Here is an 18,988-nt window from a genome sequence, read left to right on the forward strand (position 1 = left end):
GGGAAAGCCGGTCAGGCCCGTTGGGCGACCGGCTCGGTCAAATTCGCGCGGACTATAGCGGCCAGCGCCCCAATTGCAACGCTGCCAGACCGTCGATTTGGCCACCTTGCGGCGGGCCTTGAGGCCCGATAAGGCTGCGTTCTCAGGAACTTCGGACATGCCCAGAAAACCAAGTAAAAGCCCGGCCGGCAAAGGCCTCAAGACCCCTGCCGGAAAGCCCGCCCGCGTCGCGGCAAAACGCCCCACAGCAGCCCCCGTCGACCTCTCCCAGGAGCGCATCGTCCGCGCGCTGGAGACCATCGCGGCGCACCTTTCCGCCCAGGCGAGCCCCGCCGCGGTGGCCGAATCGTTCGACCGCGCCGATGCCTTCGTCTGGCACCCGGACGGCCGCCTCTCGGCGGTACCGCGGGTCAGCCGTGTCGAGCTCTTCCTGCTGAAGGGCGTCGACCGCATGCGCGACATCCTCATGGAGAACACCGAGCGCTTCGCAGACGGCCTGCCCGCCAACAATGCGCTGCTCTGGGGCGCGCGCGGCATGGGCAAGTCGTCACTGGTGAAGGCCGCTCACGCCAGCATCAATGCCGACCGCGCCGCCGCTGACAGGTTGAAGCTGATCGAGATCCATCGCGAGGACATCGAGAGCCTGCCCTCGCTGATGGAGCAGCTTCGGGCCTCCTCCTTCCGCTTCATCGTGTTCTGCGACGACCTCTCCTTCGACGGGAACGACGCCTCGTACAAGTCGCTCAAGGCCGTGCTCGAAGGCGGCATCGAGGGCCGGCCAGACAACGTCATTCTCTACGCCACCTCAAACCGCCGCCATCTGCTGGCGCGCGAGATGATCGAGAACGAGCGCTCGACCGCAATCAATCCCGGCGAAGCGGTCGAGGAGAAGGTCTCGCTGTCGGACCGCTTCGGCCTCTGGCTCGGTTTCCACCGTTGCAGCCAGGACGAATACCTCGCGATGGTGCGCGGCTATTGCAGCCATTTCGGCATCAAGATCGACGACGAGGCGCTGGAGCGCGAAGCGCTGGAATGGTCGACGACGCGCGGCTCGCGCTCGGGCCGCGTCGCCTGGCAGTTCGTGCAGGAGCTGGCGGGACGGCTGGGTGTGAAGCTGACGGTGAAGTAGGCAGTAGGCCCCGGGGCTGCCGCCCCAAGCACCACCGTCATTCCCCGCGAAAGCGGGGAATCCAGCACGCTGCGGCTTCTCCGGATCGCGTCACTGTCTCTGGAATACTGGATCGCCCGCTCCAGTGCGCAATTGCGCACAAGGCGGGCGATGACAGTCTCTGTGTGGTGATAGCCTGCCCTACGACGAGTTCAGGCCTCACGCCCCGTTCAGGAATTGAAGCGGGTCAACCGGGCTTGATCCCTTGCGGATCTCGAAGTGGAGCTGGGGCGACGCCACTTCCCCGGATTGACCCGACTTGGCAATGACCTGGCCGCGCTTGATGGTATCGCCGCGCTTCACCAGCAGTTCACTCGCATGGGCATAGGCGGTGACGTAGCCGTTGGAGTGCCGCACCAGGACCAGATTGCCATAGCCCTTCAGCTCGTTGCCGGAGTAGGCAACGACGCCGTCTTCCGCCGCCTTGACCGGCGTGCCTTCGGGCACTGCAAGGTTGATACCGTCATTCGACTTGCCATTGGTCTTGGCGCCGTAGGTCGTGATCACCTTGCCACGCACCGGCCAGCGGAAGGTCGGCAGCGCGCCGGTGGCGTCCGCGGCCTTCGGTGCCTCGGCGGGCTTCTCCTCGATGTTCGCCGTGGCCTGGGCCAGGCGAGCACTCTGAACTGGTGTTGCGGCGGCGACCTTGGTGGCGGGCGCGACCGCGGCGGGCTGGGCAACGGGTGTCGGCGCCACCAGAGCCGGCGCCGGAGCGACCGGCACGGCGACCGCGGCGGTCTTGGCACCGGGTACGGTCAGCTTGGTGCCGAGCTTGAGCTTGGCGGACGGCTCGAGACCATTGGCGCGGGCGAGCTCGGCCGCGGAAATGTGGTTCTTGCGGGCGATGCTGGCCAGCGTGTCGCCGCGATTGACGAAATGGATGCTCGGCGGAGCGGCGACGGCAACCGGCTTGGCCGCAGGCGCCATCGTGGGAGTCGCAGCGACGGGGGCTGGCGCGGCGGCAGCCGTTGTGGCCGCGCGCGGGATGATGAGCTGCTGGCCGGGCGACAGCGTGCGCGGGCCCTTGTAGCCGTTGGCGGCAAGGATCGCCTGCGGCGTGACGTGATAACGCTTGGCGAGAATGTCGAGCGTGTCGCTGGTGCCGACGATGATCTTGGTCCCACCGGCCGGCTGGGCCGCTGCGACCGAGCGCGGCGGCACGGTGGCAGTGGTCTCAAGATGCGGCTGCGCCGGCGGCGTGTAGGAGCCGACGCCGCGCCCGCCTCCGGACACGCCCCCGCCCGAAACCGGATAGGATTGCGGCGCGGCAACCGCCGGCGGCGGCAAGGGCTGCGACTGGTAGTAGCCCGGCTGTGTCTGCGGCCGCGCATATTGCGGCAGCTCACGCTGCGGCGGAGGCGCTTGCTGCACCGAACCGGTCGACTCGGAGGCGAAGGGGTTGGAGAAATTCGTCTGGGAAAGCCGCGACGACATGTCGGCGCTGCACCCCGCGAAACCGAACGAGATCAGCGCCAGCACCGCGACCTGCGGCACGCGGCGCGAGTAAAGCAACTCGGCGACAGCGGACATGGTTACTCACTCGTACGCAACAGAACTGGTCTTTTAAGTAAACACGCGCCGAGTAAATAACGGCTTAACCCTCCCAATAAGATGTTGGCAGCACAACCGATCCGGGAATCTACAACTCCCGTGCCACGCCGGGCAGCGCGGGCACGAAGCGGACGTCGACCAGTTCCTTGCGCTCCAGGCCCGTTTCACTACGGGTCAGGCGGATCAGCGTCTGCACGCCCTGATGCGGCCCGACCGGCGCGATCAGGATGCCGCCGACATCGAGCCGCTCGATCAGATTCTCCGGAATCTGCTCCATGGCGGCCGTCACAATAATCCGGTCGAACGGGCCGATATTGGCGGGCAGGTTGAGGCCGTCGCCCAGCATCACCTCGACATTGTGACAGCCGAGCTTCTCGAGCCTGGCGCGCGCGGCATCGGCGAGCCTGCGGTAGCGCTCGACTGTGAGCACATGCCCGGCGAGCCGAGACAGCACGGCAGCCTGGTAGCCGGAGCCGGCGCCGATCTCGAGGACGCGGTGCTGCTTCCGGAGCTGAAGCTGTTCGGTCATGTAGGCGACGACGAAGGGCTGGCTGATGGTCTGCCCGCAGGCGATCGGCAGCGCGCTGTCGCGGTAGGCATCCTCGCGATCGGCCTCGTCGACGAACAACTCGCGCGGCACCTCCTCCATGGTGCGCAGCACCGCTTGGTCGCTGATCCCCCGACGCCTCAGCGTGAGCTGAAACATCATCTTCTCCGGCGGCTGCTGATGGGAGGCCATGTGCCTGTGTTCGTCTCTTCGGGACAGTGCCGAACTCTCGATTCTTGTTCCGGCTCAGGAACTCATGATAGCCTTTTGGCGCAGCATTTGACCACATTTGGCCAGCAACGGATCAACTGCGATCGCCGTTTGCAGGTTTCCGCCAGCCGAAACGCGCATTGCGTCGCTTGGCGTTATCTGCGAACGTTTGTGCGAATGGGCAAGGACTCACTTATGGCTGCGGGAAGGCTGTCGGGCCGTTCTGTATTCCTCGTCGAGGACGAGGTCATGATCAGAATGATGGTCGCGGACATGCTGGAAGAGCTCGGCTATAGGGTCGCGGCTGAGGCAGGCGACATCAACGAGGCGATCCGGCTCGCCCAATCGACCGAGTTCGACCTCGCCATCCTCGACGTCAACGTCAACGGCAAGGTGATCTCGCCGGTCGCCGACCTGATCAAGGCCAAGGGCTGCCCCTTCATCTTCGCGACTGGTTACGGCTCGTCGGGCTTGCCCGAGCAATATCGCGACCGGCCGGCGCTCCAGAAGCCGTTTCAGCTCGACGCGCTCGGCAAGACCATCGAAGCCGCGCTTCGCGGCGGCTAGATCCTATTTCAGCATCGCGTCGAGCGCCTCGGAAAACGCTTCATCGGTGCGGTCGAGCCTGAGCGGCGTGACCGAGACGTAGCGGTCCCGCAATGCCGCGAGGTCGGTGCCGTCGGCAGGCGTGTCCAGCATCGCGGTCCGCTCGAAGCCGATCCAGAAATAGGGATTGCCGCGGCCGTCCCGGCGCTCGTCGATCTTGAGGAAGCCGAGATTGCGCTTGCCCTGCCGCGTCACGCGGATGCCGAGAACATCCTCGGGCGCACAGGACGGGAAGTTGACGTTGATCACCGTATCCTTCGGGACGCCTGCCGCGATCACCTTGCGCAGGATGTCGGGTCCGAACTTGCGCGCGGTGTCCCACGGCGGACGCTCGCGCGTCTCGACGCTGAATTCCTGCGACAGCGCGAACGACGGCAGGCCCAGTATGGTGCCTTCCAGCGCGCCGGCAATGGTGCCGGAATAGACCACGTCCTCGGCGACGTTGCGGCCCTTGTTGACTCCGGACAGCACCACATCGGGCAGCTTGGCGCCCAGGATGTGGCGGGCACCCATGATGACGCAGTCAGTCGGGGTGCCGCGCACGGCAAAGTGCTGCGGACCGACCTCGCGCAGGCGCAACGGGTCGTTCAACGACAGCGAATGCGACACGCCGGACTGGTCGAGCTCGGGGGCCACCACCCAAACATCATCCGACAGCGCCCGCGCGATTTCCTCCACGACCTTGAGCCCGGGGGCGTGGATACCGTCGTCATTGGTGCAGAGAATGCGCATGCCGGGGTCGATTCCAAGAGTTGGGCGAGGCGTTGGGTGAGGCCGTCTTATCTGGCTCTGGCCGATCAGGCAAACCGGCTGGTTTTGCGGGATTTCGGCTGAGCCCGACAATCCAGGACTGCTGGAACCGCTGCCCCCGAGCCGGCACCGCACCCCTTCCGGCCCTGCCCGCCTAACGGCGGATGCGCCACTGCGGCAGGAAGCGCGCGAGTCTGCCTTCGGCCCGCAACTTCATCGCCGGCATGACCGGGTTCGCGGCCGGCGATGCGTCGATCCGGTCGAGCGCATCCAGTTGCGCTACGATGGCAGCGGCCGCTTGTGCTTGCGGAAAGCGTCCGCGTGCCACCGTCAGCGCCTTATCAAAGTCCTCGACATTGACGCCGGGCTTGGTCCGCCGGTTCTGGATGAGATCGTCGTCCCAGAGCCGCGCGATCGCGATGTCCAGCACGCCGCGCAAGCGCTGGTCGACGGCCTGGATGCCAAATCCGGTCACCGCCCATTGTCTGCCGACCCAGAAGATGTCGCGGTGCAAGGGCATGAGGCTGCGATTTCGAGTTCTCGGGCAGCCGTCAGGATATCCAGCCGCCCGATCTTCGCAACCCGAACGACGTACTACTCGCGCGCGATCACCTTCAGCCCGCCCATATAGGGCTGGAGCACGTCCGGGACGGCGATCGAGCCGTCCTCCTGCTGATAGGTCTCCATCACCGCGATCAGCGCGCGGCCGACCGCGGTGCCGGAGCCGTTCAGCGTGTGCACGAAGCGCGGCTTTCCGTCGGGTCCGCGCGAGCGCGCATCCATGCGCCGCGCCTGGAAGTCGCCGCAGACCGAGCAGCTCGAGATCTCGCGGAACATGCCGCCCTCGCCCTGCCCGGGCATCCAGACTTCGATGTCATAGGTCTTTTGCGCCGAGAAACCCATATCCCCTGCACAGAGCGTCATCACGCGGTAGTGCAGGTCGAGCTGGCGCAGCACTTCCTCGGCGCAAGCGAGCATCCGCTCCAGCTCGTCCTTGCTCGTCTCCGGCGTCGTGATCGACACCAGCTCGACTTTGGTGAACTGGTGCTGGCGGATCATGCCACGGGTGTCGCGCCCGGCAGCGCCAGCCTCGGCGCGGAAGCACGGCGTCAGCGCGGTGAGCCTCATCGGCAACTGCTTCTCGTCGAGGATGGATTCGCGCGCGAGATTGGTGAGCGACACCTCCGCCGTCGGGATGAGGCCGAGACGCTCGGTCCGCAACCGCTCCTGGTCCGGCGCGGCCAGCAGTTCGCCCTTGATCGCCCAGAACTGATCGTCCTCGAATTTCGGCAGTTGCCCGGTGCCGAACATCACCTCGTTGCGCACCAGCAGCGGCGGATTGATCTCGGTGTAGCCGTGCTCGGTCGTGTGCAGGTCGAGCATGAACTGACCGATCGCGCGCTCCAGGCGCGCCAGTCCCTTCTTCAGCACGACGAAGCGCGCGCCGGAGAGTTTTGCCGCCGCCTCGAAATCCATGTAGCCGAGCGCGCTGCCGAGATCGTCATGCAGCTTCGGCGCGAAGCTGTAGTTGCGCTTGTTGCCGAAGACATGGTGCTGCACGTTGCCGTGCTCGTCGACGCCATCGGGCACTTCATCAAGCGGCAGGTTCGGGATCGCGGAGAGTTCTTTCGCAAGCTCCTCGTCCGCCGCTCTGGCGGCGGCCTCGAGCTGCGGCATCGTGGTCTTCAACTCGGCCACCTCGGCCATCAGCTTGCCCGCACGCGCCTCATCCTTCGTCTTCTTGGCGTCGCCGATCTCTTTCGAGGCAGCATTGCGCCGGGCCTGCGCCTGTTCGGAGGCCAGGATCGCCGCCCGCCGCTTCTCGTCGATCGCGAGCAGTGATGCCGACAACGGCTTCAGGCCCCGTCGTGCGAGGCCGGCGTCGAAGGCTTGCGGATTGTCGCGGATCGATTTGATGTCGTGCATGGCCGTGGTCCTGATGAGCGCTCAACAGCCAACGCTCGTGCTGGGAGTTTGCGCCGCGCTTCCCACTACCACAGGCGTCATCGCCCGCGAAAGCGGGCGATCCAGTATTCCAGGGACGGCAGTGATTCCTCGATAGGCCGCGGCGTACTGGATTCCCCGCTTCCGCGGGGAATGACGTCCGCAATTGGGCACGGTCGAGCGCCCTACTCGGCCGGATTGGCGCTCGACGATGCGCCGCTGCTGGAGGCCTGCGACGCGGCCGCCTTCTTCTCCACCATCGCCACCGCGATGATCGAGCCCTCATAGAGAGCCAGCAGGGGAATGGCGAGCGAGCACTGGCTGAGCACGTCCGGCGGCGTCAGCACAGCCGCGATGATGAAGGCGATGACGATGAAATAGCGCCGCTTCTCCCGCAGCATCTGCGAGGTGATGATGCCGATGCGGCCGAGCAGCGTCAGGATCACCGGGAGCTGGAAGGCGATGCCGAAGGCGAAGATCAGCGACATCATCAGCGACAGATATTCGCCGACCTTGGGCAGCAGTGCGATCTGCGCGGTCTCCTCGCCCCCCGCCTGCTGCATGCCCAGCGAGAAGCGGATCAGCATCGGGAGCACGACGAAATAAACCAGCATAGCGCCCAGCACGAAGAAGAACGGGGTCGCGACCAGATATGGCAGGAAGGCCTGTTTCTCGTGCTTATAGAGGCCGGGCGCGACGAACTTGTAGATCTGCGTGGCGACGATCGGGAACGAGATGAAGCCGGCGCCGAACAACGCGAGCTTGAGCTGCGTGATGAAATATTCGAGCAACGCCGTGTAGATGAACTTCGAATTCTCCGGCCCCGCGACCCACACGAACGGCCAGACCAGCACGTTGTAGATCTGCTTGGCAAAGAAGAAGCAGAGGATAAAGGCCACGCCGAAGCCAAGCAGCGCCTTGATCAGCCGCGACCGCAGCTCGATCAGGTGGTCCATTAATGGCGCTTTGCTGGCTTCGATATCGGCGTCGGTCATGACGCTTTAGCGTCCTTGATCGCCTCGGGTGGCGCGGTGTCCTGGGTGACCGGCGCTGGCTCGACCTCACGGGTGATGGCGAGCGGTTCGTTCGCCGCGGCATGTGCCTCGGCTTCCACGAAGGTCTCGGGCGTCGGGGCTTCCGGTGTGGTTGGCGTTACCGGCGCCTCACTTGAAGTCGCCGGCGGCTCGATTGTAGCGGTCGTTGAGGCCTCGGCCGGCTTGTCGAGCGCATCAACGCGCAGCGCGTCGCTGACGTCCTTCTGCAGCGAGGTCATCAGGTTGTTGCCGGTGAAGCCGGAGGCGGCTTCCTTGACCTCATCAAAGCTCTTCTTGAGGTCGGCCATCTCGGCCTCGCGCATCGCCTCCTGGAATTGGCCCTGAAATTCGGCGGCCATCTTGCGGGCCTTGCCCATCCACTGTCCGACCATGCGCAGCACGCCCGGCAGCTCTTTCGGGCCGATGGCGACGAGCGCTACGACCCCGATGAGGACCAGTTCACTCCAGCCGATGTCGAACATGAGATGTTCCGTTCAGGCCAGCCGCAGCCGGCCCAATCCTCTTCGCTGAGGGATCGGGGCCGCCCGCGTCTGTCCACTCTTTGGCTCAGACGGCCTTGCTGCCGACGTCGGACCGGGCCGCGGTCGGCGCGCCATTGTGCTCGATGGACTTGGCCGGCTCCGGCTTGTCGGCGGGCTTGTCGTCGTCCTGCATGCCCTTCTTGAAAGCCTTGATGCCCTGCGCCACGTCACCCATCAGGTCCGAAATCTTGCCGCGGCCGAACAGCAGCAGGACCACTGCGATCACCAAGATCCAGTGCCAAATGCTAAGCGAACCCATCCTGCAACCCTCCAAACACGCATGGCCGGGGACCGGCCGATCTTTACCGAAACCTAGGCTTCGCAGGTGTCAAAAACAAGGACCAAGGCAGCGCCAATTCGCTGTTGGCGCTAGGTAATCTTGCTAGTGTTAACTCGTCGCAGGGGGCCCGTAGAAAGACGGGACGTCAGTCCTCGCTGCCGCCCTCGCCGCCACCTTCCGATGTCTCCGGCTCGGGTGCAGGCGCGAGCGCCAAGTCGAGGTCCTCGCCCGGTTCCAGCGGATCCTCGTCCTCGCGCAATGTCGGATCATCGGAGGGATTCGGCACGCTGAAGCCGGTCGGCAGCCGCGAATCCAACAGGCCCGTGCCTTTCAGTTCCTCCAGACCCGGCAGGTCGCCAAGCTGTTCCAGGGTAAACTGCGACAGGAAGGCCTCGGTGGTTCCGAAGGTCAACGGACGGCCCGGCGTCTTGCGCCGGCCGCGCGGCTTGATCCAGCCGGTCTCCAGTAGCACGTCCAGCGTGCCCTTCGAGGTCACGACGCCGCGGATCTCCTCGATCTCGGCGCGCGTTACCGGCTGGTGATAGGCGATGATCGCCAGCACCTCGATTGCGGCGCGCGACAGGCGGCGGGTCTCAGTGCTCTCCCGCGTCATCAGCCAGGCGAGATCGCCGGCGGTGCGGAACGTCCATTTGTTGGCGACGCGCACGAGATTCACTCCGCGCGTCGCGTATTCAGCCTGCAACTGGTTGAGTGCGGCCTTGACGTCGACGCCTTCCGGCATCCGCTTGGCCAGCGTCGCGGTATCCAGCGGTTCACTCGAGGCGAACAGCAACGCTTCGAGCAGCCGCAATTCTTCGGGGCGCGCCTGGGATTCGTTGTCCATCGGCTCGACCTCTTCTACCCGAACTTCCGCCAAGGCCATGGCAGCTTCTCCTTCTTGCACTTAACCGACCGGAGCGTCAGGCGCAGGAGCTGCGTCTGGTACCGGTTTATGGCGCCCCTTCCGAAAATAGATGGGCGCAAACGCCTCTTTCTGGTTCAGTTCCAACTGACCTTCCCGCACCAGTTCGAGCGCGGCGGCGAAGCTCGAGGCGAACACTGTCGCGCGCTGCGACGGATCGGCGACGTAGCGGACCAGGAAGTCGTCGAGGCTTCCCCAGTCATCCGATTCAGTGATGCTGCCGACCAGCCGCTCCAGAGTGGCGCGTGCTTCGGCGAGCGACCACACCGTGCGCTTGGCGAGATGTACGCTCGCGAGCACACGCGACTGGCGCTGCGCGGCATAGGCGGTGAGCAGGTCGTACAGCGTCGCCGTGTATTTCGGATGCTTGACCTCGGCGATCTGCTCGGGCTCGCCCCGCGGGAAGATGTCACGCAGCAACTGCTGCCTGTTCATCAGCCGGTTGGCGGCCTCGCGAATGGCTTCCAGGCGGCGCAGCCGGTTGGCGAGCGCAGTCGCCATCTCTTCTGCGCTCGGACCTTCAGCCGTCGGCGGCTCTGGCAAAAGCAGGCGCGACTTCAGGAACGCGAGCCAGGCCGCCATCACGAGATAATCGGCCGCAAGCTCCAGCCTGATCTTTCGCGCCGCTTCGATGAAATGCAGGTACTGATCGGCCAATGCCAGGATCGAGATCTTGGCGAGATCGACCTTCTGCTGCCGCGCGAGCGCGAGCAACAGGTCGAGCGGGCCCTCATAGCCTTCGACATCAACGACCAGCGCCGGTTCACCCTCGGCAAGCTCTGCGGGCCGCCCGGTTTCGAACGATAGGATTTCTGCGGTCATGCGGAAGCCGTGTTTGCCCGTGCGATCAATGCGTCCAGTTCCGCGCGAGCGGCCGCCCGGTCGAACGGCTGCGGCGGCTTGCGCGCGGCGAGCGCAGCATTCGCCCGGTCCAATGCCTTGCCCGACAGTTCAGGCGTTTGCCCGGCGACATCGCGCATCTCCTCGATGTTGCCATTGCAGTGCAGAGCCATGTCGCAGCCGGCCGCGAAGATGGCCCGGGTCCGCTCGGCAAGGCTCCCCGCCAGCGCGTTCATCGACACGTCATCACTCATTAACAAACCCTGGAACCCGATCAGGCCACGAATCACCTGAGCTATCATTGTCGCAGAAGTCGTCGCCGGATGGGCGGGGTCGAAGGCGCTAAACACAACATGTGCAGTCATGGCCATCGGCAGATCCGCGAGCGGCCTGAAGGCGGCGAAATCCGTCCGTTCCAGCTCATCCCTGGACGTGTCGACCGTCGGCAGCTTGAAATGGGTGTCGGCGGTCGCGCGTCCGTGGCCGGGGATGTGTTTGAGAACGGGCAGCACACCGCCCTGTTCCAGCCCGTCCGTCACTGCGCGCGCGATCGCCGCGACCTTGCCCGGCGAGGTGCCATAGGCGCGGTTGCCGATTACGGCGTCGGCGTCCGGAACCGGTACGTCTGCCAACGGCAGGCAGTCCACGGTGATGCCGAGATCGGCCAGATCGGCCGCGATGAGCCGGGCGCTGAGGCGCGCCGCCGTCAGCCCAAGGGCCGAATCAGTGTCGTACAGGGCCGCGAAAACGGCGCCTGGCGGGTAGACCGGCCAGTGCGGCGGTCCTAGCCGCTGCACCCGTCCACCTTCCTGATCGATCAGGACCGGGGCATCAGGGGCGTCTGCAGCGTCCCGTAATTCCCTAACCAGTGAAGCGACTTGCGCCGGATTATCGACATTGCGCTTGAAGAGAATGAAGCCCCATGGCCGTTCGGCACGGATAAACTCCCGCTCGGCGGTGGTCAGTTCCGTTCCGGATACACCGGTAATGAAGGCCCGCGTGCTCATAAGGGCCGATTAACCCTACCCCGCTAGGGGGTCAAGGAAAGCGCCGTTAATTCCTCTGGACGAGGCACTGCGGTCCACCGGCAGATTTCAGACTGTTGCAGACCTGCACGGCCTCATCCGCCGAACCGAACGGCCCCGCGAAGGCGCGGTAGACGATTCCCTTGCCCTTGTCGGTAAGATCGACCCGCTTCACCACCGGAGACCGCGAGCCCAGCACGTTGCCGTACTTGCCTTGGAGCACACGATAGGATGCCTGGGCGCTCTCTTCGCTGAGCTGCGAGGAGACCTGCACCAGATAGCCACCACCAGCGCTGCTCGGGGGCGCGATCTGCGTCGGATTCGTTGCCGCCATCCGCTGCCCCGCCATTGGTGCGGGCGGTTCGGACGGTGCCAGCGACAGCGGTTGGTTGGCGCTGGCATTGGCCGAGGTCGGCGGATTGTGTGATGAGGTCGGCGCAGCGACAGGCTTCGGCGGAGCCGCGGGCTTCGCGGCCGCAGCCGTTTGCGGCGTCGTGCTGTCGGTCTGATCGCCCTTCACGGCGAGTGTCTTGATCCGGCGCGGCTCGTTATTCGGCAGAGTGCCGTTGCTGGCCATCTGGCCTGCGTTCGGCGGCGGCAGCGTTGACGGCGAGACGCTCGCGACCGGCGGCGGATTTGCGTTCTGGTTCAGCGGCGGAAACACCACGCGTGGACCGCCCGACTTGGCGTTGAGATCGACCGGCGCTTCCTCGCGCGGAACGATCTTCTCGCTGCCGTCGCCGCTCACCATGCGGTCCGGCACCTTGGCCGAGGAGTCGGACGGCGTCGGCACGACCTTGGTTGGCGTGTTGTCGGCCTTGATAATCGGCGGCTCGCCGCTACGCGGCGATCCCATGTAGCTCTTGTAGGCGAAGGCTGCGCCGGTGCCGACCACGGCCAGCGCCAGGATCGCCACGACCGTCATCATGCCGCCGCGCTGCTTTTTGGGCTCGTCGAGCTCAGCCTCGGGATAGTCGCTCTGGAAGGCGTAAGGATCGTCCGGATACGCCGCCTCGCGTTGAAAATCCTCCTGGCCAGCCTCGAGCCGTCCGTACAGAGCCTCATCGTAGCGCGACGGATCGGGCTGCTCGTGTGGATCCTGGTACGCTTGGTCGTGGTAGGCTTGGTCCCGGTAGCCGTGATCCTGATACGCTTGCCCCTGACGGGCCTGCGGCTGATCAAAATCAGGCTCCCGCTGTGCCGGCTGCGCCGAATAGCGATGCAGCGGGTGCACGGGATTCACCGTCACGGGATAGTCGGGCTGCGGCGCAGATGCGGGCTGCTGCGGCTGTACGTTGGCGCGGCGCATCCATGACGGCGGCCCGGGCGGAGGCGCCGGCGGGGCCGGCTCCTCGTAGCCCTGCTGGTAGCTATCCTGCGGGTAATCGTCTTCCGGATGGTGTTGGGCCGGCTGCTGGTACGGTGCGGGCGCAGGCGCCGCCTTCCGCGCGCCGGGTTGGCCCTGCGCCGCAAACGGATCGGTCTGCCCGATCAGGCGGGCGAGTTCGGCCAAAGGATCGCTTTCCGCCCGCCCATGCTGGTCGTCACCACGACGATAGTCATCGGAAGGAAACGGTCTGTGCTGATATCGATCGGCCATCGTGATGATGCGTCCCTTCGGGAAAGCCGCGCGCCCCTCGACCAAGGCGCGACTTTCGACCCACAAGGCTTTCAACCAAGTCTAAGCGGTCCGGCTTCTGCCGGTTACCCCCGAATTCCCATTAAGTAGTTCGCCCCAAACTACCGCATCTCGTTCGGGGCATGGACGCCGAGGATGGCGAGGCCCGATGCCAGGACCGAGACGACGCCCTGGACCATGGCCAGCCGCGCCTTTGTAAGCTGTGCATCATTATTGATAATGAAGCGTAAATAGGGCAGATCGCGCCCCTTCGTCCAAAGCGCGTGAAATTCGCTAGCTAAGTCATAGAGATAAAAGGCAATTCGGTGCGGCTCATGGGCGCCTGCTGCCGCTTCCAGCATCCGCGGATAAATTGCGAGCCGCTTGAGCAGGTCGAGCTCCGCCGGGTCTGACAGCCGCTCCAGCGCCGACTCGCCGAGCCAGGCAAGGCGCTTGTCCGCCTCCTCGGGGAGTTCTGGAAATACCTCCGCCCGGGCGTTCCGGAAAATCGAGTGACCGCGGGCATGGCCGTACTGCACGTAGAATACCGGGTTGTCGCGCGATTGCTCCATGACCTTGGCGAGGTCGAAATCCAGCACCGCATCATTCTTGCGGTAGAGCATCATGAAGCGGACGGCGTCCTGGCCGACCTCATCCACGACCTCACGCAAGGTGACGAAGTCCCCGGATCGCTTGGACATTTTGACTGGCTCGCCGTTGCGCAGGAGCTTGACGAGCTGGACGATCTTGACGTCGAGGCTTCCCTTCCCGGATGTCGTCGCTTTCACCGCCGCCTGCATGCGCTTGATGTAGCCGCCATGGTCGGCGCCCCACACGTCGATCATCTCAGCGAAGCCGCGGTCGAACTTGTTCTTGTGGTAGGCGATGTCGGAAGCGAAGTAGGTGTAGGAATTGTCCGACTTGATCAGCGGACGATCGACATCGTCGCCGTAAGACGTCGCCTTGAACAGAAGCTGTTCGCGATCTTCCCAGTCCTCGACCGGCGCGCCCTTCGGCGGCGGCAGGCGGCCCTCGTAGATGTCGCCCTTGGCGCGCAGGAAATCGATGGTCTCGGCAACCTTGTTGTTGCCGCTCTCGATCAGCGAGCGTTCCGAGAAAAACACGTCGTGGCGGATGTTGAGGGCGGCGAGATCGTCCTTGATCTCGTCCATCATCATCGCGATCGCCTTGGCGCGAACCGTCGGTAGCCACTCGGCTTCACTCATCGTGAGCAGCTTGTCGCCGTGCTCCTTCGCGAGGGCGGCGCCGACTGGCTTGAGATAGTCGCCCGGATAGAGCCCATCGGGGATCGGGCCGATGCTCTCGCCCAGCGCCTCGCGATACCTGAGGAAGGCGGACCGTGCCAGCACGTCGACCTGGGCGCCGGCATCGTTGATGTAGTACTCGCGCGTCACGTCGTGGCCGGCGAACTGCAGCAGGCTGGCCAGCGCATCGCCGAACACGGCGCCGCGGCAATGGCCGACATGCATCGGTCCGGTCGGGTTGGCCGAGACATACTCGACATTGACCTTCGACCCGCCATGGATGCGGCCGTACTCGCCGCCCTCGCGCAGCACGGTCCGCAGCGACTCGGTCCAGGCGGCGGGCTTCAGCGTCAGGTTGATGAAGCCGGGACCGGCGACGTCGACCTTGGCGATCAGCGCGTCAGCGCGGAGCCGCTCCGCAATCTGCTCGGCGAGGTCGCGCGGCTTGGTCTTGGCTTCCTTCGCCAGCACCATGGCGGCGTTGGTCGCCATGTCGCCATGGGACGGGTCGCGCGGCGGCTCGACCACCACGCGCGAGAAATCGATGCCCTCGGGCCAGTTGGCTTCCGTCGCGAGTGCGCGGCAGGCGGCGTGCACGCGCGCGAGCACGTCGGCGAACAGGTGCAGAGATGAAGGTGTGTCGGGCATGGGCGCCGCCTAACGCAAATCCGGGGTCGAGTCAAAGAGCCGCTGGTGCTCGGTCAGGGCGAAACGGTCGGTCATTCCGGCGATGAAATTGCCGATCCGGCGGGCCCGGTCGCCCTCGCTGTCGCCCTCCGCGCCCAGCAGCCATTCCGGCGGCAGTTCGGCCGGCGACGTCAGGTATTTTGCGAACAGGTCGAACAGGATCTGCTCCGCCTCCTCCATCACCCGCATCACCCGCTTGTGGCGGTACATGTGCTGATAGAGGAAGGCCTTGATGGCGGCCTCCTCCTCGGCCACGGCGGGCGGAAACGCTATCAGCGCCCGGCTCTGCCGGCGCACGTCCTGGGCCGACTGCGGCTTGACGGTGGCGAGGTTCTTTTGCGCCTCCGCGAATACCGCGCCGATCAGGTGCGAGATCAGCTCGCGCACCAGCTCGGCGCCACGCCTGACGTCCTCTAGATCGGGATAGTGGGCCGTAGTCTCGGCGATGATCTCGGCCGTGAGCGGCATCACCCTGAGATCATCGAGGTGGAACAGGCCGGCGCGCAGGCCATCGTCGATGTCATGGGCGTCGTAGGCGATGTCGTCGGCGATCGCGGCCACCTGCGCCTCCAGCGAGGCGAAGCTCCACAATTCGAGATCATATGTCCTGACGTAGTCGGCGATACCCACGGGAACGCCGTGCTCGCGGTAACGCCCGACCGGCGCGCCGCTACGATCCGTCAGCGGGCCGTTGTGCTTGACGATGCCTTCCAGCGACTCCCAGGTGAGATTGAGCCCGTCGAACTCGGGATAGCGGTGCTCGAGCGCGGCGACGACGCGCAGGGTCTGGGCGTTGTGGTCGAAGCCGCCGAAGCTTTTCAGGCACGCGTCGAGCGCCCGCTCGCCGGCGTGACCGAATGGCGGATGGCCGAGATCATGGGCCAGCGCCAGGGTTTCCGTGAGATCCTCGTCCAGTCCAAGCTGCCGGGCCAGCGCACGGGCAATCTGGGCAACTTCCAGCGAATGGGTCAGCCGGGTGCGGTAGTGATCCCCCTCATGGAACACGAACACCTGGGTCTTGTACTTTAGGCGGCGGAAGGCGGTGGAGTGGATCACACGGTCGCAATCGCGCCGGAACGGGCTGCGAGTCCGGCTCGGCGGCTCCGCAACCAGCCGGCCGCGGCTGCGATCGGGATCGCAGGCATAGGGCGCGCGGGGGGCAGCCATTCCGACAGACACGACGAATTTAGTCCCTATCCATTTGATTCTGCGGACCCTTGCACTTAACTATGCCGGACGCGGGATACCAAATGAATCGGTAAAGTGAATTCGGTATGACGCGCGATCGGAGACGAACGATGACAACTGACGTGACCATCAGCGACCGCGCCGCCCGCCGGATCGGGGAAATCCTCAAGGGCGAGGGTTCCGGCGCGATGCTGCGGATCTCGGTCGAGGGCGGCGGTTGCTCCGGCTTTCAATATAAGTTCGACATCGACCGCGCGCGGGCCGACGACGATCTCGTGATCGAGCGCGACAACGCGGTGGTGCTGGTGGATTCCGCGTCCCAGCCGTTCCTCGCCGGGTCGGAGGTCGATTTCGTGGACGATCTGATCGGCGCCTCGTTCCGTGTCAACAATCCCAACGCGACCGCCTCGTGCGGCTGCGGGACGAGCTTCTCGATCTAGACGCCTGCCACGGTTTTCCCCTCGCCCGCCAACTCCGCTTCGAACGGCGCCTCCGGCTGAAGTGGTGCGTCGTCTGACGCCACGTGGTTCAGCGCCCGCAGCAGCGCCGCGATCAACGCAGGCTGGCGCAAAGGTTTTGCCAAAAAGTCCGACATGCCGGCCTCGCGGCAGATCTTGACGTCCTCGGGGAAGGCGTTGGCCGTCAGTGCGATGATCGGCAACGCTGCGAAGCGCCCGCCCTGCGCGCGGATCGCACGGGTCGCGGCAAGCCCATCCATGTCGGGCATGCGCACATCCATCAGGACCACGTCGTAGCCGACTTCGGAAACGGCCTCCACGGCCTCGACGCCGTCGGTCACAACCCGCAGCTCGACGTCGAAGGCGCCGAGCATCTTGCTCACGACCATGCGGTTGACGGCGTCGTCTTCCGCGACGAGCACGTTCAACGGCCGGTCGAGATCAGCGATGCGGGCTTTGAGCTCGTCCGCCTCGTCGCGGCCGGCCTCCTGGTCGGAGGCCAGCGCCTGGCCCCAGGGCAGCACCAGCGTGAAGCGGAAGGTCGATCCCTTGCCCGGTGTCGAGGTGACGCCGATGGTGCCGCCCATCTGCTCGATGATGCGCCGGGAGATCGCGAGCCCAAGTCCGGTGCCGCCGAAACGGCGGCTGATCGAGGCGTCGGCTTGCGAGAAGTCGGTGAAGAGCTGGCCGACCTTCTCCGGTGCGATGCCGATGCCGCTGTCGGTCACGGTCCATTCTACGGTGGCGAGCAGGTCGCGCCGCGCCTGGCAGGTCACGGCGATGGTCACCTCGCCGGTGTCGGTGAACTTCACCGCATTGGAGGCGAGGTTGAGCAGCACCTGACGGATGCGCGCGACGTCGCCGCGTAGCGCGGGCGGCAGGTTGGGATCGAGCTCGACCTTGACCGCCAGCCCCTTGCTCTTGGCGCCTGCCCGCACCACGGTCGCAACCGTCTCGACCAGCGCCCGCGGCGCAAAATCGATCGCCTCGAACTCGAAGCGCCCAGCCTCGAGCTTGGAGAGGTCGAGGATGTCGTTGAGGATGCGCTGCAGATTATCGCCGGATTCGCGGATCGTGGTGACGGCCTCGTGCTGCTCCGGATCAAGCTTGGTCTCGAGCAGCATCGTGGCAAGTCCGAGCACGCCGTTCATGGGCGTGCGGATCTCGTGGCTCATCACCGCCAGGAAATCCGATTTCGCGCGGCTCTCGGCCTCGGCCTTCTCGGCGCGCCAGCGCTCGGTCACGTCGCGGCCGAAGCCGCGATAGCCAAGGAACTGGCCGTCGCGGTCATAGGCAGGCTTCGCAGTCAGCGACCACAGCCGCGCCTCGCCGCCGGCGACGACCTTGACGCTCATCTCATGCAGCGGCTCGCCCTGCTCCATCAGGCCGACGACGTTGTAGGCCGCCGTCTTGTCCTCGGGACAGAGCATGTCGAGGACATCGGCGAAGTGCGATCCCTTCAGCAGCGGAAGGGGGAGCTGCGCGACGGCGGCAAAGCGCTCGGGCACGTCGGTCAGATGTCCGTCGGCGTCGGTCTGCCACAGCCAGTCGCTGGCGTTTTCCTGGAAGTCCTTCAGCAGCAGCGAAATGATCTCCGTCTGCCGTTCGAGCGCGAGCTGTGCCTTGAGATTGCCGAGGAAAAGGTTGCCCTGCGAGACGATGTTGCGCGCCATGAAAAACGCGAACAGCAGCAGGAACACCGAGGTCACGAGGTAAGGCCCGGCGCCGCACAGCAGCAGCGCTCCGGCGCAGGCGATCGTCATGGTCGCGAGATAGACAAGGCCGGCGCGGGGGAAGGTCGACAGCGTGAAGGCACCGCCAGACATCATCCCGACCATCAGGCAGGCGAGGATGAGCTGGCTGGTCGGCTCGACGCGGCTGAACAGCGCGAGCGGCAGCGTGCCCCAGATCGCCGCGAGGAAAAACGCCCGACGCATCATCTGCCGCATGGCGCCGCTCGAGGCCTCCTGCGGCGCCTTCTGATGCGATCGCTGCCATGAGCGCACCGCGAGCGAAGCGGCGGCGGCGAGCGTCAGGCCCCAGACCGCCAGGAAGCCGTTCCAGCCCCTGCCCCAGAACAGGATCAGCACGATCGCAACCGTGAGCAGGTTCACGGCCATCGTCACGGGGATGAGCCGCATCACCGCGTCGATCTGCTTGGCGCGGATGCGGCGCATCTCGCGCTCGCCGAGATCGGCGGTCAGGCCATCCTCGATCTCGAAGCCGCCGAGCCAATACAGGAACGCACCGACAAGGCCGTCACGCGGCTGATGTCGACTTAAGGACTTTTCCGGCCATCCCATCCGAGCAACCTTTTCGCCAATCAATGGCCCAGAGCCGGCTTAAGCCGGGT

At 65.5% G+C, this 18,988-nt stretch carries 18 protein-coding genes; 3 read left to right on the forward strand and 15 right to left on the reverse strand.

Annotation, left to right across the window (positions count from 1 at the left end; translation table 11 throughout):
• Positions 1 to 157: 157 nt before the first annotated feature.
• On the forward strand, positions 158 to 1,129 hold the full coding sequence (locus MTR72_RS16975; RefSeq protein WP_280963735.1) for an ATP-binding protein: 972 nt from the start codon (positions 158 to 160) through the stop codon (positions 1,127 to 1,129).
• A gap of 198 nt (positions 1,130 to 1,327) precedes the next feature.
• On the opposite strand, the gene MTR72_RS16980 is transcribed toward MTR72_RS16975, so the two are convergent.
• Both MTR72_RS16980 and MTR72_RS16985 read right to left on the reverse strand, forming a co-directional pair.
• Entirely contained in the window at positions 1,328 to 2,698 is a 1,371-nt protein-coding gene (locus MTR72_RS16980) for a LysM peptidoglycan-binding domain-containing M23 family metallopeptidase (protein WP_280963734.1), read from the reverse strand.
• A 109-nt stretch (positions 2,699 to 2,807) separates the two neighbouring features.
• Entirely contained in the window at positions 2,808 to 3,458 is a 651-nt protein-coding gene (locus MTR72_RS16985; RefSeq protein WP_280963733.1) for a protein-L-isoaspartate(D-aspartate) O-methyltransferase, read from the reverse strand.
• A gap of 213 nt (positions 3,459 to 3,671) precedes the next feature.
• On the opposite strand from MTR72_RS16985, the gene MTR72_RS16990 reads away from it, so the two are divergent.
• Complete coding sequence (locus MTR72_RS16990) at positions 3,672 to 4,043, forward strand: response regulator (RefSeq protein WP_280963732.1); 372 nt, start codon at positions 3,672 to 3,674, stop codon at positions 4,041 to 4,043.
• A gap of 3 nt (positions 4,044 to 4,046) precedes the next feature.
• Here the strand turns inward: MTR72_RS16990 and surE are convergent, their stop codons facing one another.
• The 12 genes from surE to MTR72_RS17050 form a co-directional block, all read right to left on the reverse strand.
• Positions 4,047 to 4,814, reverse strand: coding sequence for a 5'/3'-nucleotidase SurE (surE, locus tag MTR72_RS16995; RefSeq protein WP_341510727.1), 768 nt, complete (start codon positions 4,812 to 4,814; stop codon positions 4,047 to 4,049).
• A gap of 172 nt (positions 4,815 to 4,986) precedes the next feature.
• A complete protein-coding gene (locus MTR72_RS17000; RefSeq protein WP_341510728.1) occupies positions 4,987 to 5,352 on the reverse strand; it encodes a hypothetical protein in 366 nt (121 codons plus the stop codon).
• A gap of 74 nt (positions 5,353 to 5,426) precedes the next feature.
• Positions 5,427 to 6,758, reverse strand: a complete 1,332-nt coding sequence (gene serS, locus MTR72_RS17005; RefSeq protein WP_341510729.1) for a serine--tRNA ligase — start codon at positions 6,756 to 6,758, stop codon at positions 5,427 to 5,429.
• Between the two features lie 203 nt (positions 6,759 to 6,961).
• Positions 6,962 to 7,771: a twin-arginine translocase subunit TatC gene (tatC, locus tag MTR72_RS17010; protein ID WP_280970813.1), complete on the reverse strand. Its 810-nt coding sequence runs from the start codon at positions 7,769 to 7,771 to the stop codon at positions 6,962 to 6,964.
• Complete coding sequence (tatB, locus tag MTR72_RS17015; protein WP_341510730.1) at positions 7,768 to 8,292, reverse strand: Sec-independent protein translocase protein TatB; 525 nt, start codon at positions 8,290 to 8,292, stop codon at positions 7,768 to 7,770. Before tatB ends, tatC begins: the two co-directional genes overlap by 4 nt.
• 85 nt (positions 8,293 to 8,377) lie before the next feature.
• A complete protein-coding gene (locus MTR72_RS17020; RefSeq protein WP_341510731.1) occupies positions 8,378 to 8,611 on the reverse strand; it encodes a twin-arginine translocase TatA/TatE family subunit in 234 nt (77 codons plus the stop codon).
• A gap of 166 nt (positions 8,612 to 8,777) precedes the next feature.
• Complete coding sequence (gene scpB, locus MTR72_RS17025) at positions 8,778 to 9,515, reverse strand: SMC-Scp complex subunit ScpB (RefSeq protein WP_341510732.1); 738 nt, start codon at positions 9,513 to 9,515, stop codon at positions 8,778 to 8,780.
• A 21-nt stretch (positions 9,516 to 9,536) separates the two neighbouring features.
• Positions 9,537 to 10,376: a segregation and condensation protein A gene (locus MTR72_RS17030; RefSeq protein ID WP_280970810.1), complete on the reverse strand. Its 840-nt coding sequence runs from the start codon at positions 10,374 to 10,376 to the stop codon at positions 9,537 to 9,539.
• On the reverse strand, positions 10,373 to 11,401 hold the full coding sequence (nagZ, locus tag MTR72_RS17035; RefSeq protein ID WP_341510733.1) for a beta-N-acetylhexosaminidase: 1,029 nt from the start codon (positions 11,399 to 11,401) through the stop codon (positions 10,373 to 10,375). Before nagZ ends, MTR72_RS17030 begins: the two co-directional genes overlap by 4 nt.
• A gap of 46 nt (positions 11,402 to 11,447) precedes the next feature.
• Positions 11,448 to 13,019: an SPOR domain-containing protein gene (locus MTR72_RS17040; protein WP_341510805.1), complete on the reverse strand. Its 1,572-nt coding sequence runs from the start codon at positions 13,017 to 13,019 to the stop codon at positions 11,448 to 11,450.
• Positions 13,020 to 13,159: 140 nt separating this feature from the next.
• Positions 13,160 to 14,950: an arginine--tRNA ligase gene (gene argS, locus MTR72_RS17045; RefSeq protein ID WP_341510734.1), complete on the reverse strand. Its 1,791-nt coding sequence runs from the start codon at positions 14,948 to 14,950 to the stop codon at positions 13,160 to 13,162.
• A gap of 9 nt (positions 14,951 to 14,959) precedes the next feature.
• Positions 14,960 to 16,168, reverse strand: a complete 1,209-nt coding sequence (locus tag MTR72_RS17050) for a deoxyguanosinetriphosphate triphosphohydrolase (RefSeq protein WP_341510735.1) — start codon at positions 16,166 to 16,168, stop codon at positions 14,960 to 14,962.
• A 119-nt stretch (positions 16,169 to 16,287) separates the two neighbouring features.
• Between MTR72_RS17050 and erpA the strand changes: the two genes are divergently transcribed.
• Complete coding sequence (gene erpA / locus MTR72_RS17055) at positions 16,288 to 16,617, forward strand: iron-sulfur cluster insertion protein ErpA (RefSeq protein WP_280970806.1); 330 nt, start codon at positions 16,288 to 16,290, stop codon at positions 16,615 to 16,617.
• On the opposite strand, the gene MTR72_RS17060 is transcribed toward erpA, so the two are convergent.
• A complete protein-coding gene (locus MTR72_RS17060) occupies positions 16,614 to 18,938 on the reverse strand; it encodes an ATP-binding protein (RefSeq protein WP_280970805.1) in 2,325 nt (774 codons plus the stop codon). The two genes, erpA and MTR72_RS17060, sit on opposite strands and share 4 nt — an antisense overlap.
• Positions 18,939 to 18,988 lie beyond the last annotated feature (50 nt).

This window comes from Bradyrhizobium sp. ISRA442 (assembly GCF_038085055.1).
In the GTDB taxonomy this organism is placed as follows: Bacteria; Pseudomonadota; Alphaproteobacteria; order Rhizobiales; family Xanthobacteraceae; genus Bradyrhizobium.

Bases quoted from the DNA above. Each gene is read 5' to 3' on its own strand.
- serS (WP_341510729.1), bottom strand. From the start codon at position 6,758: ATGCACGACATCAAATCGATCCGCGACAATCCGCAAGCCTTCGACGCC.
- MTR72_RS17040 (WP_341510805.1), bottom strand. From the start codon at position 13,019: ATGGCCGATCGATATCAGCACAGACCGTTTCCTTCCGATGACTATCGT.
- scpB (WP_341510732.1), bottom strand. From the start codon at position 9,515: ATGGCCTTGGCGGAAGTTCGGGTAGAAGAGGTCGAGCCGATGGACAAC.
- argS (WP_341510734.1), bottom strand. From the start codon at position 14,950: ATGCCCGACACACCTTCATCTCTGCACCTGTTCGCCGACGTGCTCGCG.
- MTR72_RS17060 (WP_280970805.1), bottom strand. From the start codon at position 18,938: ATGGGATGGCCGGAAAAGTCCTTAAGTCGACATCAGCCGCGTGACGGC.
- erpA (WP_280970806.1), top strand. From the start codon at position 16,288: ATGACAACTGACGTGACCATCAGCGACCGCGCCGCCCGCCGGATCGGG.
- MTR72_RS16980 (WP_280963734.1), bottom strand. From the start codon at position 2,698: ATGTCCGCTGTCGCCGAGTTGCTTTACTCGCGCCGCGTGCCGCAGGTC.
- MTR72_RS16990 (WP_280963732.1), top strand. From the start codon at position 3,672: ATGGCTGCGGGAAGGCTGTCGGGCCGTTCTGTATTCCTCGTCGAGGAC.
- nagZ (WP_341510733.1), bottom strand. From the start codon at position 11,401: ATGAGCACGCGGGCCTTCATTACCGGTGTATCCGGAACGGAACTGACC.
- MTR72_RS17000 (WP_341510728.1), bottom strand. From the start codon at position 5,352: ATGCCCTTGCACCGCGACATCTTCTGGGTCGGCAGACAATGGGCGGTG.
- surE (WP_341510727.1), bottom strand. From the start codon at position 4,814: ATGCGCATTCTCTGCACCAATGACGACGGTATCCACGCCCCCGGGCTC.
- MTR72_RS17020 (WP_341510731.1), bottom strand. From the start codon at position 8,611: ATGGGTTCGCTTAGCATTTGGCACTGGATCTTGGTGATCGCAGTGGTC.
- tatB (WP_341510730.1), bottom strand. From the start codon at position 8,292: ATGTTCGACATCGGCTGGAGTGAACTGGTCCTCATCGGGGTCGTAGCG.
- MTR72_RS16975 (WP_280963735.1), top strand. From the start codon at position 158: ATGCCCAGAAAACCAAGTAAAAGCCCGGCCGGCAAAGGCCTCAAGACC.
- MTR72_RS16985 (WP_280963733.1), bottom strand. From the start codon at position 3,458: ATGGCCTCCCATCAGCAGCCGCCGGAGAAGATGATGTTTCAGCTCACG.
- MTR72_RS17030 (WP_280970810.1), bottom strand. From the start codon at position 10,376: ATGACCGCAGAAATCCTATCGTTCGAAACCGGGCGGCCCGCAGAGCTT.
- tatC (WP_280970813.1), bottom strand. From the start codon at position 7,771: ATGACCGACGCCGATATCGAAGCCAGCAAAGCGCCATTAATGGACCAC.